The 18962-nt window shown below is 73.0% G+C and carries 15 protein-coding genes; 7 read left to right on the forward strand and 8 right to left on the reverse strand.

Translation table 11 applies throughout. From position 1 onward, the window contains the following. Nucleotides 1–836 precede the first annotated feature (836 nt). A complete protein-coding gene (locus F8568_RS17800) occupies nt 837–1610 on the forward strand; it encodes a hypothetical protein (protein WP_328600933.1) in 774 nt (257 codons plus the stop codon). Here F8568_RS17800 and F8568_RS17805 read toward each other — a convergent pair. Further along, nucleotides 1548–2387 (reverse strand): putative RNA methyltransferase, encoded by an 840-nt coding sequence (locus tag F8568_RS17805; protein ID WP_151594684.1) that lies wholly within the window; start codon nt 2385–2387, stop codon nt 1548–1550. The two genes, F8568_RS17800 and F8568_RS17805, sit on opposite strands and share 63 nt — an antisense overlap. Nucleotides 2388–2549: 162 nt before the next feature. After that, complete coding sequence (trxA, locus tag F8568_RS17810; RefSeq protein WP_151594685.1) at nt 2550–2903, reverse strand: thioredoxin; 354 nt, start codon at nt 2901–2903, stop codon at nt 2550–2552. Between the two features lie 131 nt (nt 2904–3034). On the opposite strand from trxA, the gene F8568_RS17815 reads away from it, so the two are divergent. Further along, a complete protein-coding gene (locus F8568_RS17815; protein WP_236008875.1) occupies nt 3035–4045 on the forward strand; it encodes a sigma-70 family RNA polymerase sigma factor in 1011 nt (336 codons plus the stop codon). 204 nt (nt 4046–4249) lie between these two features. Beyond that, nucleotides 4250–5599, forward strand: a complete 1350-nt coding sequence (locus F8568_RS17820) for a class II 3-deoxy-7-phosphoheptulonate synthase (protein ID WP_328600934.1) — start codon at nt 4250–4252, stop codon at nt 5597–5599. A gap of 103 nt (nt 5600–5702) precedes the next feature. Here F8568_RS17820 and F8568_RS17825 read toward each other — a convergent pair whose 3' ends face one another. From F8568_RS17825 to F8568_RS17835, 3 genes are all read right to left on the reverse strand, one after another. Continuing rightward, nucleotides 5703–6071 (reverse strand): ATP-binding protein, encoded by a 369-nt coding sequence (locus F8568_RS17825; RefSeq protein ID WP_067469847.1) that lies wholly within the window; start codon nt 6069–6071, stop codon nt 5703–5705. Between the two features lie 84 nt (nt 6072–6155). Beyond that, nucleotides 6156–6482, reverse strand: coding sequence for an STAS domain-containing protein (locus tag F8568_RS17830; RefSeq protein ID WP_202125101.1), 327 nt, complete (start codon nt 6480–6482; stop codon nt 6156–6158). Nucleotides 6483–6525: 43 nt separating this feature from the next. Then, nucleotides 6526–8808, reverse strand: coding sequence for a SpoIIE family protein phosphatase (locus F8568_RS17835; protein WP_151594688.1), 2283 nt, complete (start codon nt 8806–8808; stop codon nt 6526–6528). A gap of 337 nt (nt 8809–9145) precedes the next feature. Between F8568_RS17835 and F8568_RS17840 the strand changes: the two genes are divergently transcribed. The 3 genes from F8568_RS17840 to F8568_RS17850 all read left to right on the forward strand — a co-directional run bounded on the left by F8568_RS17840 (nt 9146) and on the right by F8568_RS17850 (nt 15315). After that, nucleotides 9146–13381, forward strand: a complete 4236-nt coding sequence (locus F8568_RS17840) for a HAMP domain-containing protein (RefSeq protein WP_202125102.1) — start codon at nt 9146–9148, stop codon at nt 13379–13381. A gap of 141 nt (nt 13382–13522) precedes the next feature. Further along, entirely contained in the window at nt 13523–14185 is a 663-nt protein-coding gene (locus F8568_RS17845; protein ID WP_151594690.1) for a response regulator, read from the forward strand. A gap of 107 nt (nt 14186–14292) precedes the next feature. Then, complete coding sequence (locus F8568_RS17850; protein WP_151594691.1) at nt 14293–15315, forward strand: urease accessory protein UreH domain-containing protein; 1023 nt, start codon at nt 14293–14295, stop codon at nt 15313–15315. Between the two features lie 11 nt (nt 15316–15326). Here the strand turns inward: F8568_RS17850 and gltX are convergent, their stop codons facing one another. Both gltX and F8568_RS17860 read right to left on the reverse strand, forming a co-directional pair. Then, nucleotides 15327–16727 carry a glutamate--tRNA ligase gene (gene gltX, locus F8568_RS17855; protein ID WP_151594692.1) on the reverse strand — a complete coding sequence of 467 codons (1401 nt, stop codon included), beginning with the start codon at nt 16725–16727 and terminating at the stop codon, nt 15327–15329. 83 nt (nt 16728–16810) lie between these two features. Then, entirely contained in the window at nt 16811–17407 is a 597-nt protein-coding gene (locus F8568_RS17860) for a TIGR03086 family metal-binding protein (protein ID WP_236008876.1), read from the reverse strand. Between the two features lie 118 nt (nt 17408–17525). Here F8568_RS17860 and F8568_RS17865 point away from each other — a divergent pair, with 118 nt between their 5' ends. Next, entirely contained in the window at nt 17526–18170 is a 645-nt protein-coding gene (locus F8568_RS17865; protein WP_151594693.1) for an NUDIX hydrolase, read from the forward strand. 64 nt (nt 18171–18234) lie between these two features. On the opposite strand, the gene F8568_RS17870 is transcribed toward F8568_RS17865, so the two are convergent. Next, the gene (locus F8568_RS17870; RefSeq protein ID WP_151594694.1) at nt 18235–18735 is read right to left on the reverse strand and encodes an HAD domain-containing protein; all 501 of its coding nucleotides are present in this window, start codon (nt 18733–18735) and stop codon (nt 18235–18237) included. Between the last annotated feature and the right edge of the window lie 227 nt (nt 18736–18962).

An 18962-nucleotide genomic window follows, 5' to 3' on the forward strand; every position in this document is an offset into this window, starting at 1 on the left:
CGCCAGCGTTCGTCCTGAGCCAGGATCAAACTCTCCATCAAGGCCCAACGACCACCCCAGGGGGCGAACCCCGAAGCAGCCAAACCTCAGAAGAAAATCCCAGCAACACGATCCATCCGAAAACAGATCGCTTTGCCTCAAAGAAATCCCCACCACCCTCGCGAACGAGGATGGCCACGGGGCGACCCGGCCTGCCGACCGGATCGATAAAGGCACTGGCTTTTAACACGCTGTTGAGTTCTCAAGAAACGGACACCCACCGCGCCGGACCCGCTCTCGCGAGCCCCACCCCGGGGCAACCCTGCTAACTTACCAGGTTCATCCTCGGTGTCAAGCCGATCAGTGAAGATCTTTTCGACAGTCGGGGAAGTGCCTGTGTTCTCCACGCGTCACGGCTCACAACAGACCTGAGGCCTGCCGCGTTCGTTCGTCGGGAGATGCCCTCCGGGCCGGCCACCTTGCGGCGTCCTGCATCCCGTCTCGGGCTGACCCAGTCATCGTACATCAGTCCGAGCGGTGCCCGAACCATTTTCCGAGTCCTGGTTCCCCAGGGCCGTCCGCCTCTCGGCGTCCCGCATCCCTCGGGGCGAGTGAGACATTAGGACCCGCCCGCGGGAGCGTCAAATCGAGACGCTCCGGCTTCGCCTCCCACCGGCGTCCGGGCGCCATCGTAAGCCCCGTTGACCTCCCTTTTCACACCTTTCGTGGACCGGGTCACAGTGCGGTACCGTTCGCAGTCCCGAGTCGCTCGCCCGTCCGCCGGTTCCGGCGGACCGGCGGCGCCGGTCCCCGGTTCGGCCGGTCCCCGATGCCGGCCGAGGTGAGGAGGAACGCCCGTGAGTGTCCCCGCAACCGTCCGCGCGTCGGCGGAACGCCTGGTGGTCGCCGCCACGATGGGACCGACAGTCCACGACGTGCACGCCTGGCGGTTCAAAGTCGTCGCGGGCCTCATCGAACTGCACGCCGATCCGGACCGGTTCAAGCCCCTGCGCGATCCCGCGGGCCGCGGGCTGCATCTGGCGAGCGGGGCCGCACTGGTGAATCTGCGTCTCACCGCCGCCCAGCTCGGGCACGAGGCCGTGGTGCGGCTGCTTCCCGACGCGGGACGCCCGGCGCTCCTCGCCACCGTCCGCCTCGCGGGACGCCACCGGGTGACACGTGAGGAGCGGCTGCTCTGCGCGGCGACGCTGCGCCCGTTGTCCGCCACGGCGTCCCCGTCGGGTGACCGTCCGTCCGCGAACATCCTCAACGAGCTGCGGGAGGCGGCCCGGCTGGAGGGGGCCGCGCTCCATCCTCTTCCGACCGCGGCGGACGGGGGCGCGCAGCGCGCCGTCCTGACCACCACAGGGGACGGCCGCACCGAGTGGCTTCGCGCGGGGCAGGCGCTACAGCGGGTTCTGCTCAGCGGCACCGCGCGTTCGGTGTCGGCGTCGTTCAGCTTCGAGGCCGCGGACGTCCCCGGCGTGCGGGAGGTCACCACGCCGGGTGAGATCCCCCAGGCATTGCTCGAACTCGCTCAGCAGGCCCCGGTGCGCCCTCGCGGCCGGCTATTCGAGCCGGCGGTAGACCGACAGCGCGAAGGAAAGGGGAACTGGCAGCGGATCCGGTAGCGGCCGGAGCCGTTCCCACAGTTGCTCCGCCGGTACGTGGTGGGCGCTCGGTCCCATTCCCACGAGCGTCGCGGCCTCCTCATGGGTGAGAACGGCCTCGCCTTCGATCTGCTGCCGTGAGTCGAACTTGAAGTAGCCGGACAACGCCGCGTCCATGCGCTCGGTCTTGCGCTCGTCGATCGACAGCAGCCCGAGCGACTCCACGAGCGTGCCGAGATGCCGGGGCGACGGCGTGACGGTGAAGAGCAGCCCGTCGGCGCTCAGGACGCGGTGGAACTCGGCGGCGTTGCGGGGAGCGAACACGTTCACGACGGTCGCGGCGGCGCCGTCGCGCACCGGGAACGGACGCCACAGGTCCGCGACCACCGCGCCGGCTCGCGGATGCGCCTTCGCGGCACGGCGGGCGGCGTGCTTGGAGATGTCCAGGGCGAGGCCCGCCGCGTCCGGCGCCCGGTCCAGGATGCGGGCGAGGTAGTGGCCGGTGCCGGCGCCGGCGTCCAGGACCAGGCAGCGCCCCTCCAGCGACCGACCGACGCTCGCGGCGAGGCGTGCGGCGAGGGCGTCGAAATGGCCGGCGCCGAGGAACGCGGCGCGGGCGCGCACCATCTCGGGCGTGTCGGCCGTGCCCGGCCGGGCGTTGCCGGGCAGCAGGTTCGCGTAGCCCTGCCGCGCGATGTCGAACGTGTGCCCGGACGGGCAGAGCAGGCCCCGCTCCGCCAACCCCAGATCCTCTCCGCAGACGGGGCACACCAGGTACGGGACGACATCGGCGAGCATCCGTCCATCATCGTCCATCGGCGGGCCGCGGCGGGCACCGCGGGCCGCATCTTTGCCATCCCGCCGCGCCCGGGACGGCTGCTCGTCCCCCGCCCGCAACCCCGCGCACGACCACCGCGCGAGTCTCGCCCGCGCGGCCGCCGGGACGGGCGGCCCGGAGTCTCAGGTGTCGGCGCGGCGGTGGACGTCCTCCATGTCGAGGGCCCGGACCTGCTCGATCACGTTCTCCAGCACGGACTCCGGCAGCGCGCCCGGCTCCGCGAAGACGATCACTCCCTCGCGGATGGCCATCAGCGTGGGGATCGAGGCGATCCCGAAACGCTCGGACAGCTCCGGCTGGGCCTCGGTGTCGACCTTGCCGAAAACGATGTCCGCGTGCTTGCCCGCGGACTTCTCGAAGACCGGCGCGAACCGCTTGCACGGGCCGCACCACTCCGCCCAGAAGTCGACCAGCACGATGCCGTCCCCTTGGGCCACCTCGTCGAAGTTCTCGGCGGTGAGTGTGACGGTCGCCATGTCGGTTTCTCCTCTGCCGGGGTATCAGGACGGTAGAGCGGCTGCCAGCCTCGCAGTATTCCCCACTCGGGAATCACAGGACGGTAATTAGCGTTGACCTCATAGGGAGATCGCACCGGAGAAGGGTCAGGATGGCTGCAACCCGTACCAAGGGCGACAGGGTCGACGTCACCGACAAGGATCTTGTCGGAGCGTACCTCGACCGGATCGGCCGTACTCCCCTGCTCGACGCGCAGGAGGAGGTCGATCTGGCCAAGGCGATCGAAGGGGGCCTGTACGCCGAACAGCTGCTCGAGGAGGGACGCACGCCCGCGGGCGCGTCCCGCGAGGAGCTGGAGGACCTGGTCGCGGCGGGGCTGCGCGCCAAGCAGCGCTTCGTCGAGGCCAACCTGCGGCTGGTCGTCTCGATCGCCCGGAAGTACCCGACCGACTCATTGCCCCTCATAGACCTCATTCAGGAGGGGAACCTGGGGCTGATGCGCGCGGTGGAGAAGTTCGACTACCGGCGCGGCTTCAAGTTCTCCACGTACGCGACGTGGTGGATCAGGCAGGCGATCGGGCGCGGGCTCAGCCACACGGCCCGCACCATCCGGCTGCCCGTCCACGTGGAGGAGGAGCTTTCCCGGCTGCGCCGCGCCGAGCGGCAGCTCGGCCGCGAGCTCGGCCGCGAACCGACCCGCGAGGAGCTCGCCGGATCGCTGGGGGCCGAACCGGAGCACGTCGACGAGCTGCTGCGCTGGCGGCGCGACCCGGCGAGCCTGGACGCGACCGTCGACGACGCCGGCGAGACGCCGATGGGCGACCTGCTGGAGGACCCGGAGGCGGTGACGCCCGAGGCGGAGATCCTGGCGCTGGACGACCTGGAGGGCCTCGGCCGGCTGCTGGACCGGCTGCCCGAGCGGGAGTCGGCGATCCTGCGGGCCCGGTTCGGGATGGACAACGGCCAGCCGCTGTCCTACGCGCAGATCGGCGCCCGGTACGGCCTGAGCCACAACCGGGTGCGGCAGATCACCGACCGCTCGCTGCGGCGGCTGCGGCAGCTGGCCACCGAGACCGACCTGAGCGGGCGCCGTGCCCTGGCGGGCGCGCCGCATGCCGCGCAGGAGCCCGTGCGGGCCGGTGCGGGAAGCCGCGCGGCCTAGCGGCTCCGGGCCCGGACAACTGAACGATCGACCATCGCGCGCCGGCCGGGCGGCCCTCGGGGCCTTCCGGCCGGCGTTCTGCTGCGCCCCCGCGGCGCTCCTGTGGCGGCTCCGCACCGTCCCTTGGGGGAAGAAGCGCCGCAGAACGGCAGGCGGACTCCGGACGAGGCCTCGGCAGCGCGCGGAGCCCTATAGCCTTTGCGCGTGAGTACTTCCAGCGTCTCGGGGGCGCTCGACGCCTGGCGCGACCTCCCCGCACTGCAGCAGCCCGAGTGGGACGACCCGGCCGAGGTCCGCGCCGTCGCCGCCGAACTCGCCGCGCAGCCGCCGCTCGTCTTCGCGGGCGAGTGCGACCAGCTCAAGGCCCGCCTCGCGGACGTCGCGCGGGGCGAGGCGTTCGTCCTGCAGGGCGGCGACTGCGCCGAGACGTTCGAGGGGTCGAACGCCGACGCCGTCAAGAACAAGCTCAAGACGCTGCTGCAGATGGCGGTGGTGCTCACCTATGCCGCCAGCGTGCCGGTGGTGAAGATCGGCCGGATGGCGGGGCAGTTCGCCAAGCCGCGGTCCAAGCCGTCGGAGGTGCGCGGCGGCGTGGAGCTGCCCGCCTACCGGGGCGACGCGGTGAACGGCTTCGCGTTCGACGCCGAGTCCCGCCGCAACGACCCGCGCCGGCTGCTGCGCGCCTACCACTGCTCGGCGGTGACGCTGAACCTGTGCCGGGCGTTCACCAAGGGCGGCTACGCCGATCTGCGGCAGGTGCACGCCTGGAACCAGGACTTCGTGGCGACGAGCCCGTCGGGCCGCCGCTACGAGCAGCTCGCCGGGGAGATCGACCGGGCGCTGACGTTCATGAAGGCGTGCGGGGTGAGCCCCGACGAGTTCCACAGCGTGGAGTTCTACTCCAGCCACGAGGCGCTGCTGCTGGAGTACGAGCGGGCGCTGACCCGCATCGACCACCTCAGCGGCCTGCCCTACGACGTGTCGGGGCACTTCCTGTGGATCGGTGAGCGGACCCGGCAGCTGGACGGGGCGCACGTGGAGTTCCTGCGGCGGATCCGCAACCCGATCGGGGTGAAGCTCGGGCCCACGACCACCGCCGACGACGCGCTGGCGCTGATCGACAGGCTGAACCCGGAGCGGGAGCCGGGCCGGCTGACGTTCATCACCCGGATGGGCGCGGGCCGGATCCGCGACAATCTGCCGCCGCTGATCGAGAAGGTGCACCAGTCCGGCGCGCCGGTCGCGTGGATCTGCGACCCGATGCACGGCAACACCTACGAGGCGCCGAGCGGGCACAAGACGCGGCGGCTGGACGACGTGCTGGACGAGGTCGCCGGGTTCTTCGAGGTGCACCGGGCGCTCGGCACGCACCCGGGCGGCATCCACATCGAGTTCACCGGCGACGACGTGACGGAGTGCACCGGCGGGGGGCACGGGCTGGCGGAGGACGACCTGCACCAGCGCTACGAGACGGCCTGCGACCCGCGGCTCAACCGCGGCCAGTCGCTGGACCTGGCGTTCATGGTCGCGGAGCTGTACCGCAAGTCGTCCTGACGAGAAGGCCGGACACGGCGCGCCCCGCGCGGGCGCGCCGTTGTCTCCGGGCACGGCCGGCGGGCGGCGCGGCGAACGCGTTCGGGAGCGGCGGGGCGCCGGGTCAGATGCTGACCTCGGCCCAGACGACCTTCCCGCCGGTGACCGGGTCGGCGCCCCAGGAGGTGGCGAACCGGTCGACGATGAACAGCCCGCGGTGCGACTCGTCGAGGGGGCCGGGGACGGTCAGGCGGGGCAGTTGCGCGGCGCGGTCGCGGACCTCCACGCGGACGCGCCCGGTGCCGCGCAGCAGGCGCAGCTCCAGCGCCGTCCCCGCGTGCCGGACGGCGTTGGCGACCAGTTCGGCGACGATGGCGGTGACGAGTTCCTCGCGCTCCATCAGCGCCCAGGTGCGCATGGTGCGGGCGGCGAGGCGGCGCGCGTACTCGACGGCCTCCGTCTGGGGCGCCGCGCGCAGCGTGGTCTCCGTCATGGGATCGGTCACTCCGCCCGCTCGCCGTTCCGCATCGTGTGCCGTCCCGTCCGGTCCGGCGGCCGCCGCACGGGCGGCCGCGTGTCAGCGTCCATCGGCGGACGCCTCCTCCGCGGGCCCCTCGATCAGGAAGCGGTCGAGGCCGGTGGTGCGCAGCACGTTCTCGACCCGGCCGTAGGCGCCGGTGACGGTCAGCGTGGCGTTCTGCGCCCGCGCGTGCTTGTAGGCGCGGACGAGGACGTTCAGCCCGGAGGAGTCGCAGAAGTCGACGGCGGTGAGGTCGACCACGACGACGCGCTCACCGGCGTCCACGAGCTCCGCAAGCCGGGCTCGCAGCTCGTCGGAGGAGTGCAGATCGATGGAGCCGCGCGCGGCGATCGTCGCGCGGCCGTCCTGTCGTGTCGTGTGCATGGCAAGCCCCACGCCACCCCACCTTACCGATTGTTGGTCTCCATCATGACGCCCGCAGAACGATGAGGGCAACGTCGTCGTTCGAGGGTTCGGGGCCGAAGTCGCGGACCGAGCGCTGGATGCGGGCGGCGACGGCCCCGGCGCTCAGCCCGGTGCAGCCGGCCAGCAGCCGCTCCAGGCCGTGGCCGTCGCCGAGCAGCCGGTTGCCCGAGCGCCGCTCGGTGACCCCGTCGGTCACGCAGAGCATCACCTCGCCGCGGCGCAGCTCGAGGGTGTCGGTGTGGAACTCCACGCCGTCGAACACGCCGAGCAGCGGCTGGGGCTCGGCGGCCTCGCGGACGCCGCCCTCCGGGTCGAGCACCAGCGGGGGCGGGTGCCCCGCGCTCGTGAGCCTGATCGTCACGCCGTCGCGGCGGCGGCGCGCCGCGATCTCGCCGTGCAGCAGGGTGAGCAGCCGGCCGCGCTCGCCCTCACCGAGGATCAGCCGGTTGAGGCGGGCGAGCACGCCCGGCACCGACATGTCCTCGGCGGCGAGGATGCGCAGCGCGTGCCGGGCGAGGCCGGTGACGGCGGCGGCCTCCGGTCCGGTGCCGCACACGTCGCCGATCGCGAAGCGCCAGCGGGACGCGGCCTGCGGCGCGCCGGGCCGGACGCCGGACTCGAACACGTCGTAGAAGTCGCCGCCGACCTCGCTGCCCTCCCCCGCCGGCTCGTAGACGACCGCGACCTCCAGGCCGGGGATCTCCGGGATACCGGGCGGGAGCAGGCTGCGCTGCAGGGCGCTGCTCATGGCGGTCTGGGCGGAGAACAGGCGGGCGTTGTCGACGGCGAGGGCGGCGCGGCGGCTGAGCTCCTCGGCCAGCTCGATGGCGCTGCGCTGGAACCGGTCGCCGGCGGGCCGGCCGATGACGATGCTGCCGATGCGGCGGCCCCGGGCGATCAGCGGGAACGCGTAGACCTGGTCGTCGGCGGTGTCGCCGGCGGCGGCGCGGACGTCCTCCGGGGCGCCGGCGAGGCCGTTCCAGGGGCCGGGGGCGTCCATCGGCGGTGCGGAGCTGGCCTGGTCGAGCAGGTCGCGCAGGCCGTCGGCGCGGGTCTCGTCGGCGTGCCAGACGTAGGCGAGCCGCGCGGGCTCGGCCTCGGTGACGGTGTAGACGGCGCACCAGGTGGCGAGCCGGGGCACGACGAGCTGGGCGACCAGCGCCATCGTCCGCTCCTGGTCGAGGGTGCCGGCGAGCAGGTCGCTGGCCTCGGCGACGAAGCTGAGCCAGCCGCGCCAGGACCGTTCCAGCTCGCCCACCCTGGCCTTCTCCAGGGACAGCGAGATCTCGTCGGCGAGGCGGCCGAGGCGCGCGCCGTCGGCCTCCTGGAACCGGCCGGGGGCCGACGTGACGGCCACGAGCAGGCCGGTGAGGCGGCCCTGCGACTCCAGGGGCGCCGCGGCCAGCGAGCCCGCCCGCAGCGCGGCGGCGGCCGGGTCGGCGGCGTCGGGGGCCACCCAGGGCGAGCCGGCGCGGACGGCGGGGGCGAGGCCGCCGACCGTGAGGCCGCCGAGCGGCATCTCCGCGGCGGTGCCGCCGGACGCGCCCATGATCAGGCGTCCGTCGCGCTCGGTGAGCAGGACGGCCGCGCCGTCGGCGCCGAGGACCTCGCGGACGGCCGCGACGGCGTCCTCCATGGCCTCGACCGCGGCCGGGGAGCGCAGCAGCCGGTCGCCGGCGGCGGGCGTCTCGCCCATCCCGTCGGACTCCAGGCGCTCGCCGCCGAGCCGGTCGTCACGGGGCTGCGCGCCGGGGACGGCCGGGACGGCGGGCTCGAGCCCGGCCTCCGCGGACGCGTCGAGGCCTGTGAAGCCGCGGGCGGCCCGCTCCGCGCGGGCGATGCCGTGGTCCGGCGCCGGCTCCGCGGCCTCGTCGGCGGACGCGCCCGGCTGGGCGCCGTCCTCGTCGGCGCCGGGACGCGGCAGCCGGAACCACACGCCCTTGGTGCGGCGGTCGTAGGAGACGCCCCAGGAGGCGGCCAGGCGGGCGATCGAGGGCAGCCCGCGGCCGCTGGAGGCGGTGACGCCCGGCATCTCGATGCCGCGGGTGGGGTGGCGGTCGCGGACCTCGATCTCGATGCCGCCGGCCTCCAGGCGGCAGGACACCTCGAAGGACGTGCCCGCGTAGGCGACCGCGTTGGTGGCCAGTTCGCTGGTGGCGAGCACCGCGTCGTCGGCGGCCTCCTCCATGCCCCAGTCGGCGAGCACCTTCCGGACGAAGCGGCGCGCGTCCGCCACCGCCGCGGCGGCGGACGGGAAGGTCGCCGACGCCGTCTGCCGATCCAACTGCCGTCCCTCGTTCGAAGCCTGTTCATCCTGGCCCGTTCACCCGGGCCTGGCCATCGTGGCAGACCGTGCGGCCCCAGGGCCACGAGAGTGCCGAACCGGGGCCGCGCGATGCCTCTGACCTCGGTGTGCGCCCCTCCGCCACAACACGACAGACCGTAACACGAAGACTACGGGCCCCGATCCATGACCTATGCCGCGTGTCACCCGTGAGCGTGCGATTCGGGTTCCGGAACGGGTGGCAACGTAGAGTACAGATGCGGCCGGGAGGCGGTCCGGAACAGACCGGCCCGTCGCGTCGGGCACCCGGCGACCGCGGGCCAGGAGGATGAAGAACATGCCGCGTACAGCGTCCCGTGCCCGCCCCGCGGGCGGGTCTCGCGACACCACTCCGCGTTACAGCGACGCCGATCTGGCGCCGCTGCTGAAGGCGCTGGCCGCCGTCCGAGACGGCCGGACGGGCGCCGGGCTCGACGTGCCCGGCGAGGGCGCCGTGGCGGAGGCCGCGGCGATCCTGGACGAGATCCGGCAGAACGGCCAGGAGCTGGCGTCCGGGCTGGCCCGGGTACGGCGCGAGATCGGCCGCGAGGGGCAGCTGCGCGGGCGGCTGACGCCGGGGACGCTGCGCGGGTCGTGGGCGTCGGCGGTGGAGGACTCGAACGCGATCATCGACAAGCTGACCGACCTGGCCACCGGGATGCACCGGGTGGTGGAGGCGGTGGCGGCCGGCGACCTGAGCCAGCGGGTGGAGCTGCGGGTGCGCGGCAGGCCGATGCGGGGCGAGCTGCTGCGGATGGGCAAGTCGGTGAACGGCATGGTCGAGCTGCTGGACCAGTTCACCTGGGAGGTCACCCAGTTCGCCCGCGAGGTCGGCACGGAGGGCCGACTCGGCGGCCAGGCCCCGTCGCGCGGCATGACGGGCCGGTGGCGGGACGTGACGGCGTCGGTGAACGTGATGGCGGCGCGGCTGACGTCGCAGGTCCGCGACATCGCGGAGGTCACGACGGCGGTGGCGCAGGGCGACCTGACCCGCAAGGTCACGGTCGAGGCGACCGGTGAGCTTCAGGAGCTGAAGCTCACCGTGAACCAGATGGTGGACCAGCTGTCGGCGTTCGCCGACGAGGTCACCCGCGTCGCCCGCGAGGTCGGCACCGAGGGCCGCCTCGGCGGCCAGGCCAACGTGCGGGGCGTGAGCGGCGTCTGGAAGAACCTGACCGACAACGTCAACGCGATGGCGAACAACCTGACGTACCAGGTGCGCAACATCGCGCAGGTCACCACCGCCGTCGCCGAAGGCGACCTCGGCAAGAAGATCACCGTTGACGCCCAGGGCGAGATCCTCGAACTCAAGGACACCGTCAACACGATGGTCGACACCCTCTCGGCCTTCGCCGACGAGGTCACCCGCGTCGCCCGCGAGGTCGGCACCGAAGGCCGCCTGGGCGGCCAGGCCAATGTGCCCGGCGCGGGCGGCGTGTGGCGGGACCTGACCAACAACGTCAACGGGATGGCGTCCAACCTGACCTACCAGGTGCGCAACATCGCGCAGGTCACCACCGCCGTCGCCGAAGGCGACCTCGGCAAGAAGATCACCGTTGACGCCCAGGGCGAGATCCTCGAACTCAAGGACACCGTCAACACGATGGTCGACACCCTCTCGGCCTTCGCCGACGAGGTCACCCGCGTCGCCCGCGAGGTCGGCACCGAAGGCCGCCTGGGCGGCCAGGCGAACGTCCAGGGCGTCAGCGGGGTCTGGAAGAACCTGACCGACAACGTCAACTCGATGGCGAACAACCTGACCGTGCAGGTCCGCGGGATCGCGCAGGTCACCACGGCGGTCGCGCAGGGCGACCTGACCCGCAAGATCGAGGTTGACGCGCAGGGCGAGATCCTCCAGCTCAAGGACACCCTGAACACCATGGTCGACACGCTGTCGGCGTTCGCGGACGAGGTCAGCCGCGTCGCCCGCGAGGTCGGCACGGAGGGCCGGCTCGGCGGCCAGGCGCACGTGCCCGGCGCTGGCGGCATGTGGAAGGACCTGACCGACAACGTCAACGGCATGGCGTCCAACCTGACCTACCAGGTCCGCAACATCGCGCAGGTCGCGACCGCGGTCGCGCACGGCGACCTGACCCGCCGCATCGACGTCGACGCGCAGGGCGAGATCCTTGAGCTGAAGACGACGCTGAACACGATGGTGGACACGCTGTCGTCGTTCGCGTCCGAGGTGACCCGCGTCGCCCGCGAGGTCGGCAGCGAGGGGCGGCTCGGCGGGCAGGCCGAGGTCGAGGGCGTCTCGGGCACCTGGAAGCGGCTGACCGAGAGCGTCAACGAGCTGGCGCGCAATCTGACCACGCAGGTCCGCGCGATCGGCGCGGTGGCCAGCGCGGTCGCCACCGGCGACCTGACCCGGACGATCACCGTGGAGGCGCGCGGCGAGGTCGCCGAGCTGTCCGACAACGTCAACCTGATGGTCGCCACCCTGCGCGAGACGACCCGCGCGAACGAGGAGCAGGACTGGCTGAAGACCAACCTCGCCCGGATCGGCGGGCTCATGCAGGGCCACCGCGACCTGATGCAGGTCGCCGAGCTGATCATGCGGGAGCTGACGCCGACCGCGAGCGCCCAGTACGGCGCGTTCTACCTGGCCGAGGGCGGCGAGGAGGCCGAGCTGGTGCTGATCGCCGGGTACGGGACGCGGCGCAGCCGGATCGGAACGGTCCGGTTCGCGCTCGGCGAGGGACTGGTCGGGCAGGCGGCGCAGGAGCGCCGGGCGCTGCTGATCAACGACGCGCCGGCCGACTACGTCCGGATCGGGTCGGGGCTGGGCGAGTCGTCGCCGGTCAACATCATCGTGCTGCCGATCGTGTTCGAGGACGAGGTGCTCGGCGCGATCGAGCTGGCTTCGTTCGGCCGGTTCACCGACGTGCACCTGGCGTTCTTCAGCCAGCTGATCGAGACGATCGGGGTGACGCTGAACGCGATCCGCGCCAACACCCGGACCGAGGCGCTGCTCGGCGAGTCGCAGCGGCTCGCGCAGGAGCTGCAGGAGCGCTCCGACGAGCTGCAGCGCCAGCAGGGCGAGCTGCGGCACTCCAACACCGAGCTGGAGGAGAAGGCGGCGCTGCTGGCCCAGCAGAACCGCGCGATCGAGATCCAGAACTTCCAGATCGAGCAGGCGCGGCGGACGCTGGAGGAGCGCGCCGAGCAGCTGGCGATCTCCTCGCGGTACAAGTCGGAGTTCCTGGCGAACATGTCGCACGAGTTGCGGACGCCGCTGAACAGCCTGCTGGTGCTGGCCAAGCTGCTGTCGGAGAACCAGGGCGGCAACCTCACCGACAAGCAGGTGGAGTTCGCGCGGACGATCCACGAGTCCGGCACCGACCTGCTGGAGCTGATCAACGACATCCTGGACCTGGCCAAAGTGGAGGCCGGGAAGATGGAGGCGCACCCGCAGCGGCTGTCGGTGCCGGCGCTGGTGGACTACGTGGACGCCACGTTCCGCCCGCTGTCGGTGGACAAGGGGCTGCACTTCGGGGTGGAGGTCGCGCCGGACGTCCCGCCGACGCTGAACACCGACGAGCAGCGGCTGCAGCAGGTGCTGCGCAACCTGCTGTCGAACGCGGTGAAGTTCACCGCGGAGGGCGAGGTCCGGCTGGTGATCGAGCGGGCCGGGGACATCGACTTCACGCTGCCCGCGCTGTGGAACACCCCGGACGTCATCGCGTTCCGGGTGATCGACACCGGCATCGGGGTGAGCGCCGACAAGCTGCAGGAGATCTTCGAGCCGTTCCAGCAGGCCGACGGGACCACCAGCCGCCGCTACGGCGGCACCGGGCTCGGCCTGTCGATCAGCCGGAACATCGCCCGGCTGCTGGGCGGGGAGATCCAGGCGGAGAGCCAGCCGGGCCGCGGCAGCGTGTTCACGCTGTACCTGCCGGCCCAGTACAGCGAGGCCGAGGGCCGCCGCCGGGCCGCGGCGGCCGAGGAGGCGGACGGCGCGGCGGAGGCCGTGCCCGTGCTTCCGGCGGCCGGTTCCGCGGACGGCGGCGGCGCGCGCGCGGCGTCCGGCCGGGAGAACGGGCGCGCGGCCGACCAGCGGCCCCCGGCCGAGGGCCAGGGGCGTCCCGAGCCCGCGCTGAACGGGATGCTGGCGGAGCCGCCGGCGGACTTCGTCGACACGGTGCTGTCGGGCCGCAAGGTGCTGATCGTCGACGACGACGTCCGCAACGTGTTCGCGCTGACGTCCGTCCTGGAGGGGTACGGGATGGAGGTCCTGTACGCCGAGGACGGGCAGGCGGGGATCGACCTGCTGCACCGCAACCCGGACGTGGCGATCGTGCTGATGGACGTGATGATGCCGGGCCTCGACGGGTACGCGACGACGGCGGCGATCCGGCAGATGCCGCAGTTCGCCGAGCTGCCGATCGTCGTGATCACCGCGAAGGTGATGAAGGGCGATCGCGAGAAGAGCCTCGAATCGGGCGCGTCGGACTACGTGCCGAAGCCCGTCGACGTGGATCATCTCCTTGACGTCATGAGGAACTGGCTGCAACCCTCCATCGTCCGCTGAGGAGAGGAGTCGCCTGGCAGGTAGGGTCGCCGTGGACGTGGTCATGGGACGTGGTCATCGGGCGGGGTCGCCGGGCATGGTCATCGGGCATGGGCGTGGCCGCACGGCGGGAGGGCCGGACCGGAATCGGAGAGACGACGCGTGGACGACAAGGCGAAGATCCTGCTCGTGGACGACCGCGAGGAGAACCTGATCGCGCTGGAGGCCATCCTCAGTTCCCTCGATCAGGACCTGGTCCGGGCGCGGTCCGGCGAGGAGGCGCTGAAGGCGCTGCTCACCGACGAGTACGCGGTCATCCTGCTGGACGTCGTCATGCCGGGGATGGACGGGTTCGAGACGGCGCGCGACATCAAGCGCCGCAAGAAGACCCGCGACCTGCCGATCATCTTCCTGACGGCGGTGAACAGCGATCCCGACTACGCGTTCCGCGGGTACGCGGCGGGCGCGGTCGACTTCATCTCCAAGCCGTTCGACCCGTGGGTGCTGCGGGCGAAGGTGTCGGTGTTCGTGGAGCTGCACACCAAGAACAAGCAGCTGCGCGACCAGACGGCGCTGCTGCGGGAGCAGGCCGCGCTGCTGCGCGAGCAGTCGACGCTGCTGAAGGCGCGCGGCGCCGAGGGCTCCGCCGAGGCCCCGGCGCCGGGGGATGCGCGGGTCGCCGACCGGCTGGCGGCGGTGGCCGAGCAGGCGGCGACCGTCGGCAAGCACCTGCCGCCGGCGCTGCACGGCGAGTACGACGAGCTGGAGCGGCGCCTGGCGGCGCTGCGCGAGGTGCTGCGGCCCGGCGGCTCGACCGGCGACTGAACCGGCGGCTGAACCGGTACCGCGCCCGCGGCGATCGACTGGCCGTGTCCGGTCAGTGACGCTTTGCGCCCCTTCGTACCGGGGATGGTTCCGTCGGGAGGTGGGCCGTGGACGTCGCGGGGCTGTTCCTCGCCGGCGCCGGGGCGGGCCTGCTGGCGGGCGGCACCACGTGCGCGGCGACGCAGCTGGGCCTGCTGACCGGCGCGGTGGGCGGTGCCGCGGGCGCCGGCCCCGGTCCGGCGGCGACGCGTCCGGTCCGGCAGGTGTCGGTGTTCCTGACGGCGAAGCTGGCCTCGCATATGGCTCTGGGCGCGTTGCTCGGGCTGGTGGGCGGTGCGGTGCAGCCGGGCCCGCGGGTGCGGGGGGCGCTGCTGGCGGGGGCCGCGGCGGTGCTGGCGCTGTTCGCCCTCGATCTGCTGGGCTTCCGGCCGGCGCGTCGGCTGCTAAGACGGAACGGAACGCCCTCGTCCAGGCCCGGCGAGAGCGAGGACGGCTGCCATCCGCCCCGAGCCGGACGGTCCGGGCGGCCCGTGCTGCTGGGGGCCGCGACGGTGCTGGTCCCGTGCGGGCTGACGCTGTCGGCGGAGCTGCTGGCCGTGACCTCGCGTTCCGCCCTCGGCGGCGCGGTGGTGATGGGCGCGTTCGTGCTGGGGACGGCGCCGCTGTTCGGGCTCATCGGCGTCGCCGTCGGGCGGACGCTCGCGCTGCTGCGGGGGCGGCTGACCGCGCTGCTCGCCGTCGCACTGCTCGCGGCGTCCGGCTGGACGCTGCTGTCGGGGCTGCGGCTCGGCGGCTGGCTCCCGTCCGGCGGCGCGGCCACCGCGACGGCCGATTCGGCCCGGTTCGTCCGAACGGACGCGGCGGGCACCCAGGTCGTGACCATCTGGGCCCTCGACCGCGGCTACCGGCCCGCGCTGCTCACCGCGCGGGCGCGCGTCCACACCGTCCTGGTCCTGCGGACCCGGCGGACCTCGGGGCACATGCGGGTGTTCACCATCCCGAGCCGCGGCAAGGACGTGTACCTGCCCGCGACGGGCGAGACCCGCGTCGCCCTGGGCGCCCCGGGGCCGGGCCGGATGCCGTTCATGTGCGCGTCCGGCCACTTCCCCGGGGCGATCACGTTCCGGTAGCTCCGCGCGGGTCAGGAGGACGCGGCGAGCTTCGCGCGGGCGGCGGCGATGCGGGCGAGGGTCCGGTCGCGGCCGAGGATCTCCAGCGACTCGAACAGCGGCAGGCCCACGGTGCGGCCGGTGACGGCGACGCGGACGGGCGCCTGCGTCTTGCCGAGCTTCAGGCCGCGCTCGGTGCCGACGGCCTCCAGCCGGTCCTTCAGCTCGGCGGCGTTCCACGGCGCGTCCCGGTAGGCGGCCTCGGCGGCGGCCAGGATGTCGGCGGCGGGCTCCTTCATCGCCTTGTTCCAGGACTGCTCGTCCTCCGGCGGCTCGTCCAGGAACGCGAAGTCGATCATCTGGACGATCTCCGACAGCAGCGCGACGCGGGTCTGCGCGAGCGGCGCCAGCTCGGCGAACACCGCGACGTCCACGTCGAACGGCGCCTCCTGCAGGAACGGCAGGCACTCGGCGATGAACTTCTGCTCCGGCAGCGCCCGGATGTACTCGCCGTTGATCGCGCGGAGCTTCTTGACGTCGAAGAAGGCCGGCGAGGAGTTGACGTCCTCGATGCGGAACTCGTCGACGATCACGTCCCAGGGCACGATCTCGCGGTCGCCGGACGGGGCCCAGCCGAGCAGCATCAGGTAGTTGCGCATCGCCTCGGCGAGGTAGCCCTCGGCCCGGTAGTCCTCCAGGGCGACCTTGTCGCGGCGCTTGGACAGCTTCTGCCGCTTCTCGTTGACGATCACCGGGACGTGCGCCCAGACGGGCGGCTCGCCGCCGAGCGCCTCCCACAGCAGCTGCTGCTTGGGCGCGTTGGACAGGTGCTCCTCCCCGCGCACGACGTGGGTGATGCCCTGGCTCATGTCGTCGACGGCGTTGGCCAGCAGGAACGTGACCGACCCGTCGGCGCGGGCGATGACGAAGTCCTCCAGGACGGCGTTGTCGAAGACGGGCTTGCCGCGCAGCAGGTCCACGACGGTGGTCTGGCCCTCGTCGGGGGTGCGGAAGCGCAGGGCGCGCCCGGGACCGGCCTCCAGGCCGCGGTCGCGGCAGAACCCGTCGTAGCCCTTGTGCTGGTCGCCGGTGCGGGCGACGACGGCCTCGCGGGTGCAGTCGCAGTAGTAGGCGCGGCCCTGCTCCCGCAGCGTGCGGGCGGCCTCGACGTGCTTGTCGGCGTTGGCGGACTGGAAGTAGGGGCCCTCGTACTGCTCGCCGTCCATGCCGAGCCAGGCCAGGGCGCGGATGATGCCCTCGGTCCACTCGGGGCTGTTGCGGGAGGCGTCGGTGTCCTCGATCCGCAGTACGAGCGTGCCGCCCGACTGGGCCGCCATCACCCAGTTGAACAGCGCGGAGCGGGCGCCGCCGACGTGGAACATGCCGGTCGGCGACGGCGCGAAACGTACCCGGATCGAAGAGCTCGTTGACATGCCCTCAAGGGTAGAGCGCGCGGGACCCCGCTCGCGCCCGGTCGGCGCGCGGCGCGCCGCCCGCCAGAGGCGCCGGACGCCCGTCAGGGCGTCCAGTGCGGGTCGCGGCCGGCGAGCCCGAGGACGCGGTCGAGCAGCGGGGCGTCCTCCGGGACCGCGACCCGCGGGCCGAACGCGCCGTACTCGCGGCTGATCTCCGCAGTGGGGACGATCTGCTCCCAGGCGGCCTCGACGACCTCCGGCGGGAAGCCGGGCTCGCGGCCGGCGGCGACGGCGAGGTCCCAGCCGTGCACGACGCACTCGCCGAAGACGATCCCCCCGATGAACGCCGCGGGCATGCCCTTCCCACCGCCGGTGAGGCTGGTGTCGCCCTCCCACGCGTCCGGGTCGGTCCACGCGTCGGCGGTCCTGCGGGCCTGCTCCTGGAAGCGCTCGGCCCAGCCGGGCTCGGCGGTGAAGTCGTGGTCCTCGCCAGGCCCGGTCACGGGCTCCCTGCGCGCGGCCGTCTCGCCCCGCCCGTTCCACAGGATCAGGTGGTTGACCAGCGCGCGCACGTCCCAGCCGGGGCACGGGGTGGGCGCGCCCAGCCGGTCCTGCGGGACCTCCAGGACGATCCGCGCCGCGGCGTCCGCGGCCGGCCGCATCTGCTGCCGGATGTCCATGACGACTCCTTCGCTCATCCGTTCGAACATGGCGCCATGCTAGGCCGGGCCGCCGCGCGCGGTCTTGAAGAAACGCGACACCGCCACCCGTCCCCCGCCCGGTACCCGCGCGAGGCGGTCCTGGCAGGATCGGGACATGACGGACCCCCTCCCGGCCCCCGGCCCCCTCGATGACCTGACGGCCTTCCACCGGCTCGCCGCGGAGCGGCTGGCCGGGTTCGAGCACACCACCGTCCCGGACGCGCCGGGCCTGCGCCGCGCCGGGGTCGTGCTGTGCGCGGTGGAGGACGGCGGCGTCCCGTCGGTGATCCTCATCAAGCGGGCGTACCGGGGACGCAACGCCGGGCAGTGGGGCCTGCCCGGCGGGCGGCTGGAGGACGGCGAGACCGCCGAGGAGGCGGCGCTGCGGGAGCTGCGGGAGGAGATCGGCTTGGCCGCGGGCCCGGGCGACGTGGTCGGCCGGCTGGACGACTTCCCCGCCGCGTCCGGTTTCGCGATCACGCCGATCGTCGTCGTGCTGGACGATCCCGGGCCGCTCGCGCCGAACCCCGACGAGGTCCATTCGGTCCACTACACGAGCCTGCGCAGGCTGGCCGACGACGACACCCCGAGGTGGGTGCCGCTGCCGGACGGCGGCAGCCTGCTGCAGATGTGGCTCGCGCCGGACTGGCGGGTGCACGCCCCGACCGGCGCCATGCTGTGGCAGTTCCGCGAGGTGGTGCTGCTCGGGCGCCGGGCCAGGGTCGCGGACTTCGCCCAGCCCGACTGGACCCGCAACTAGCGGGCCGCGCCGGGTCCGGCGGGCCGGCGGCGGTCAGACGCGGAGCACCGTCCTGACCGGTCGGTCAGCCGTCCAGGGAGCGCAGCCACGCCGCGCCCCGCTCCAGATCGTCGTCGGTGAGGCCCACCAGCGGGTCGACGGCGACGAGGAGGTGCTCGGCGACGCCCTCCTCGGCGGCGATGCACTCCGTCGCGTCCGGCTCGTCCTCGAACCACACGAACGGCCTCCGCTCGGTCCAGGCCGCGACGTGCCGGGCCTTCCACGCGCCGAGGGTGCGCCCCTCCTCGATGCCGGGGAACCGCGGGATCGGCACGAACGGGAGCCGGGGCAGCCCGACCCGGGGCGAGATCCACTCGTTGGCGTTGTCGCACCAGTAGCTCGCCCAGGCAAGTTCGGCGCCGGCGGCCTCGGCCAGCGCGAGCAGCGCGGGCCCGTGCGCGGCGTTCAGCCAGAGGCGGAACGTGACGCCGTTGGGCGAGCAGCGGTGCCGGCGGTAGCCCCGGTGCGGCCTTTCGAACGGATTGAGAACCCCGTCAACGTCCAGCAGCACCAGCGGCGACCCCATACCCGAGAACCTACGGCATGGAGCACGGAAGTTACATCAAGGTCATTTCGGGCAGCGTTTTGACAGGTTCGGATCCATGACCGAAACTGCGCCGGGCCATCGAGGCGACACCCCGTGGAAAGGCGGTAACGAGGCGTGAGCGGGCGCTCGGCGAGCTGGTCCTGCACCGCCCGTCGCCGGGGTCGTTCGTCTCCTACTCGCGCGAGTTCATGTGCTGGAAAGGAGGC

This window comes from Actinomadura physcomitrii, assembly GCF_008923205.2.
Taxonomy (GTDB): domain Bacteria; phylum Actinomycetota; class Actinomycetes; order Streptosporangiales; family Streptosporangiaceae; genus Spirillospora; species Spirillospora physcomitrii.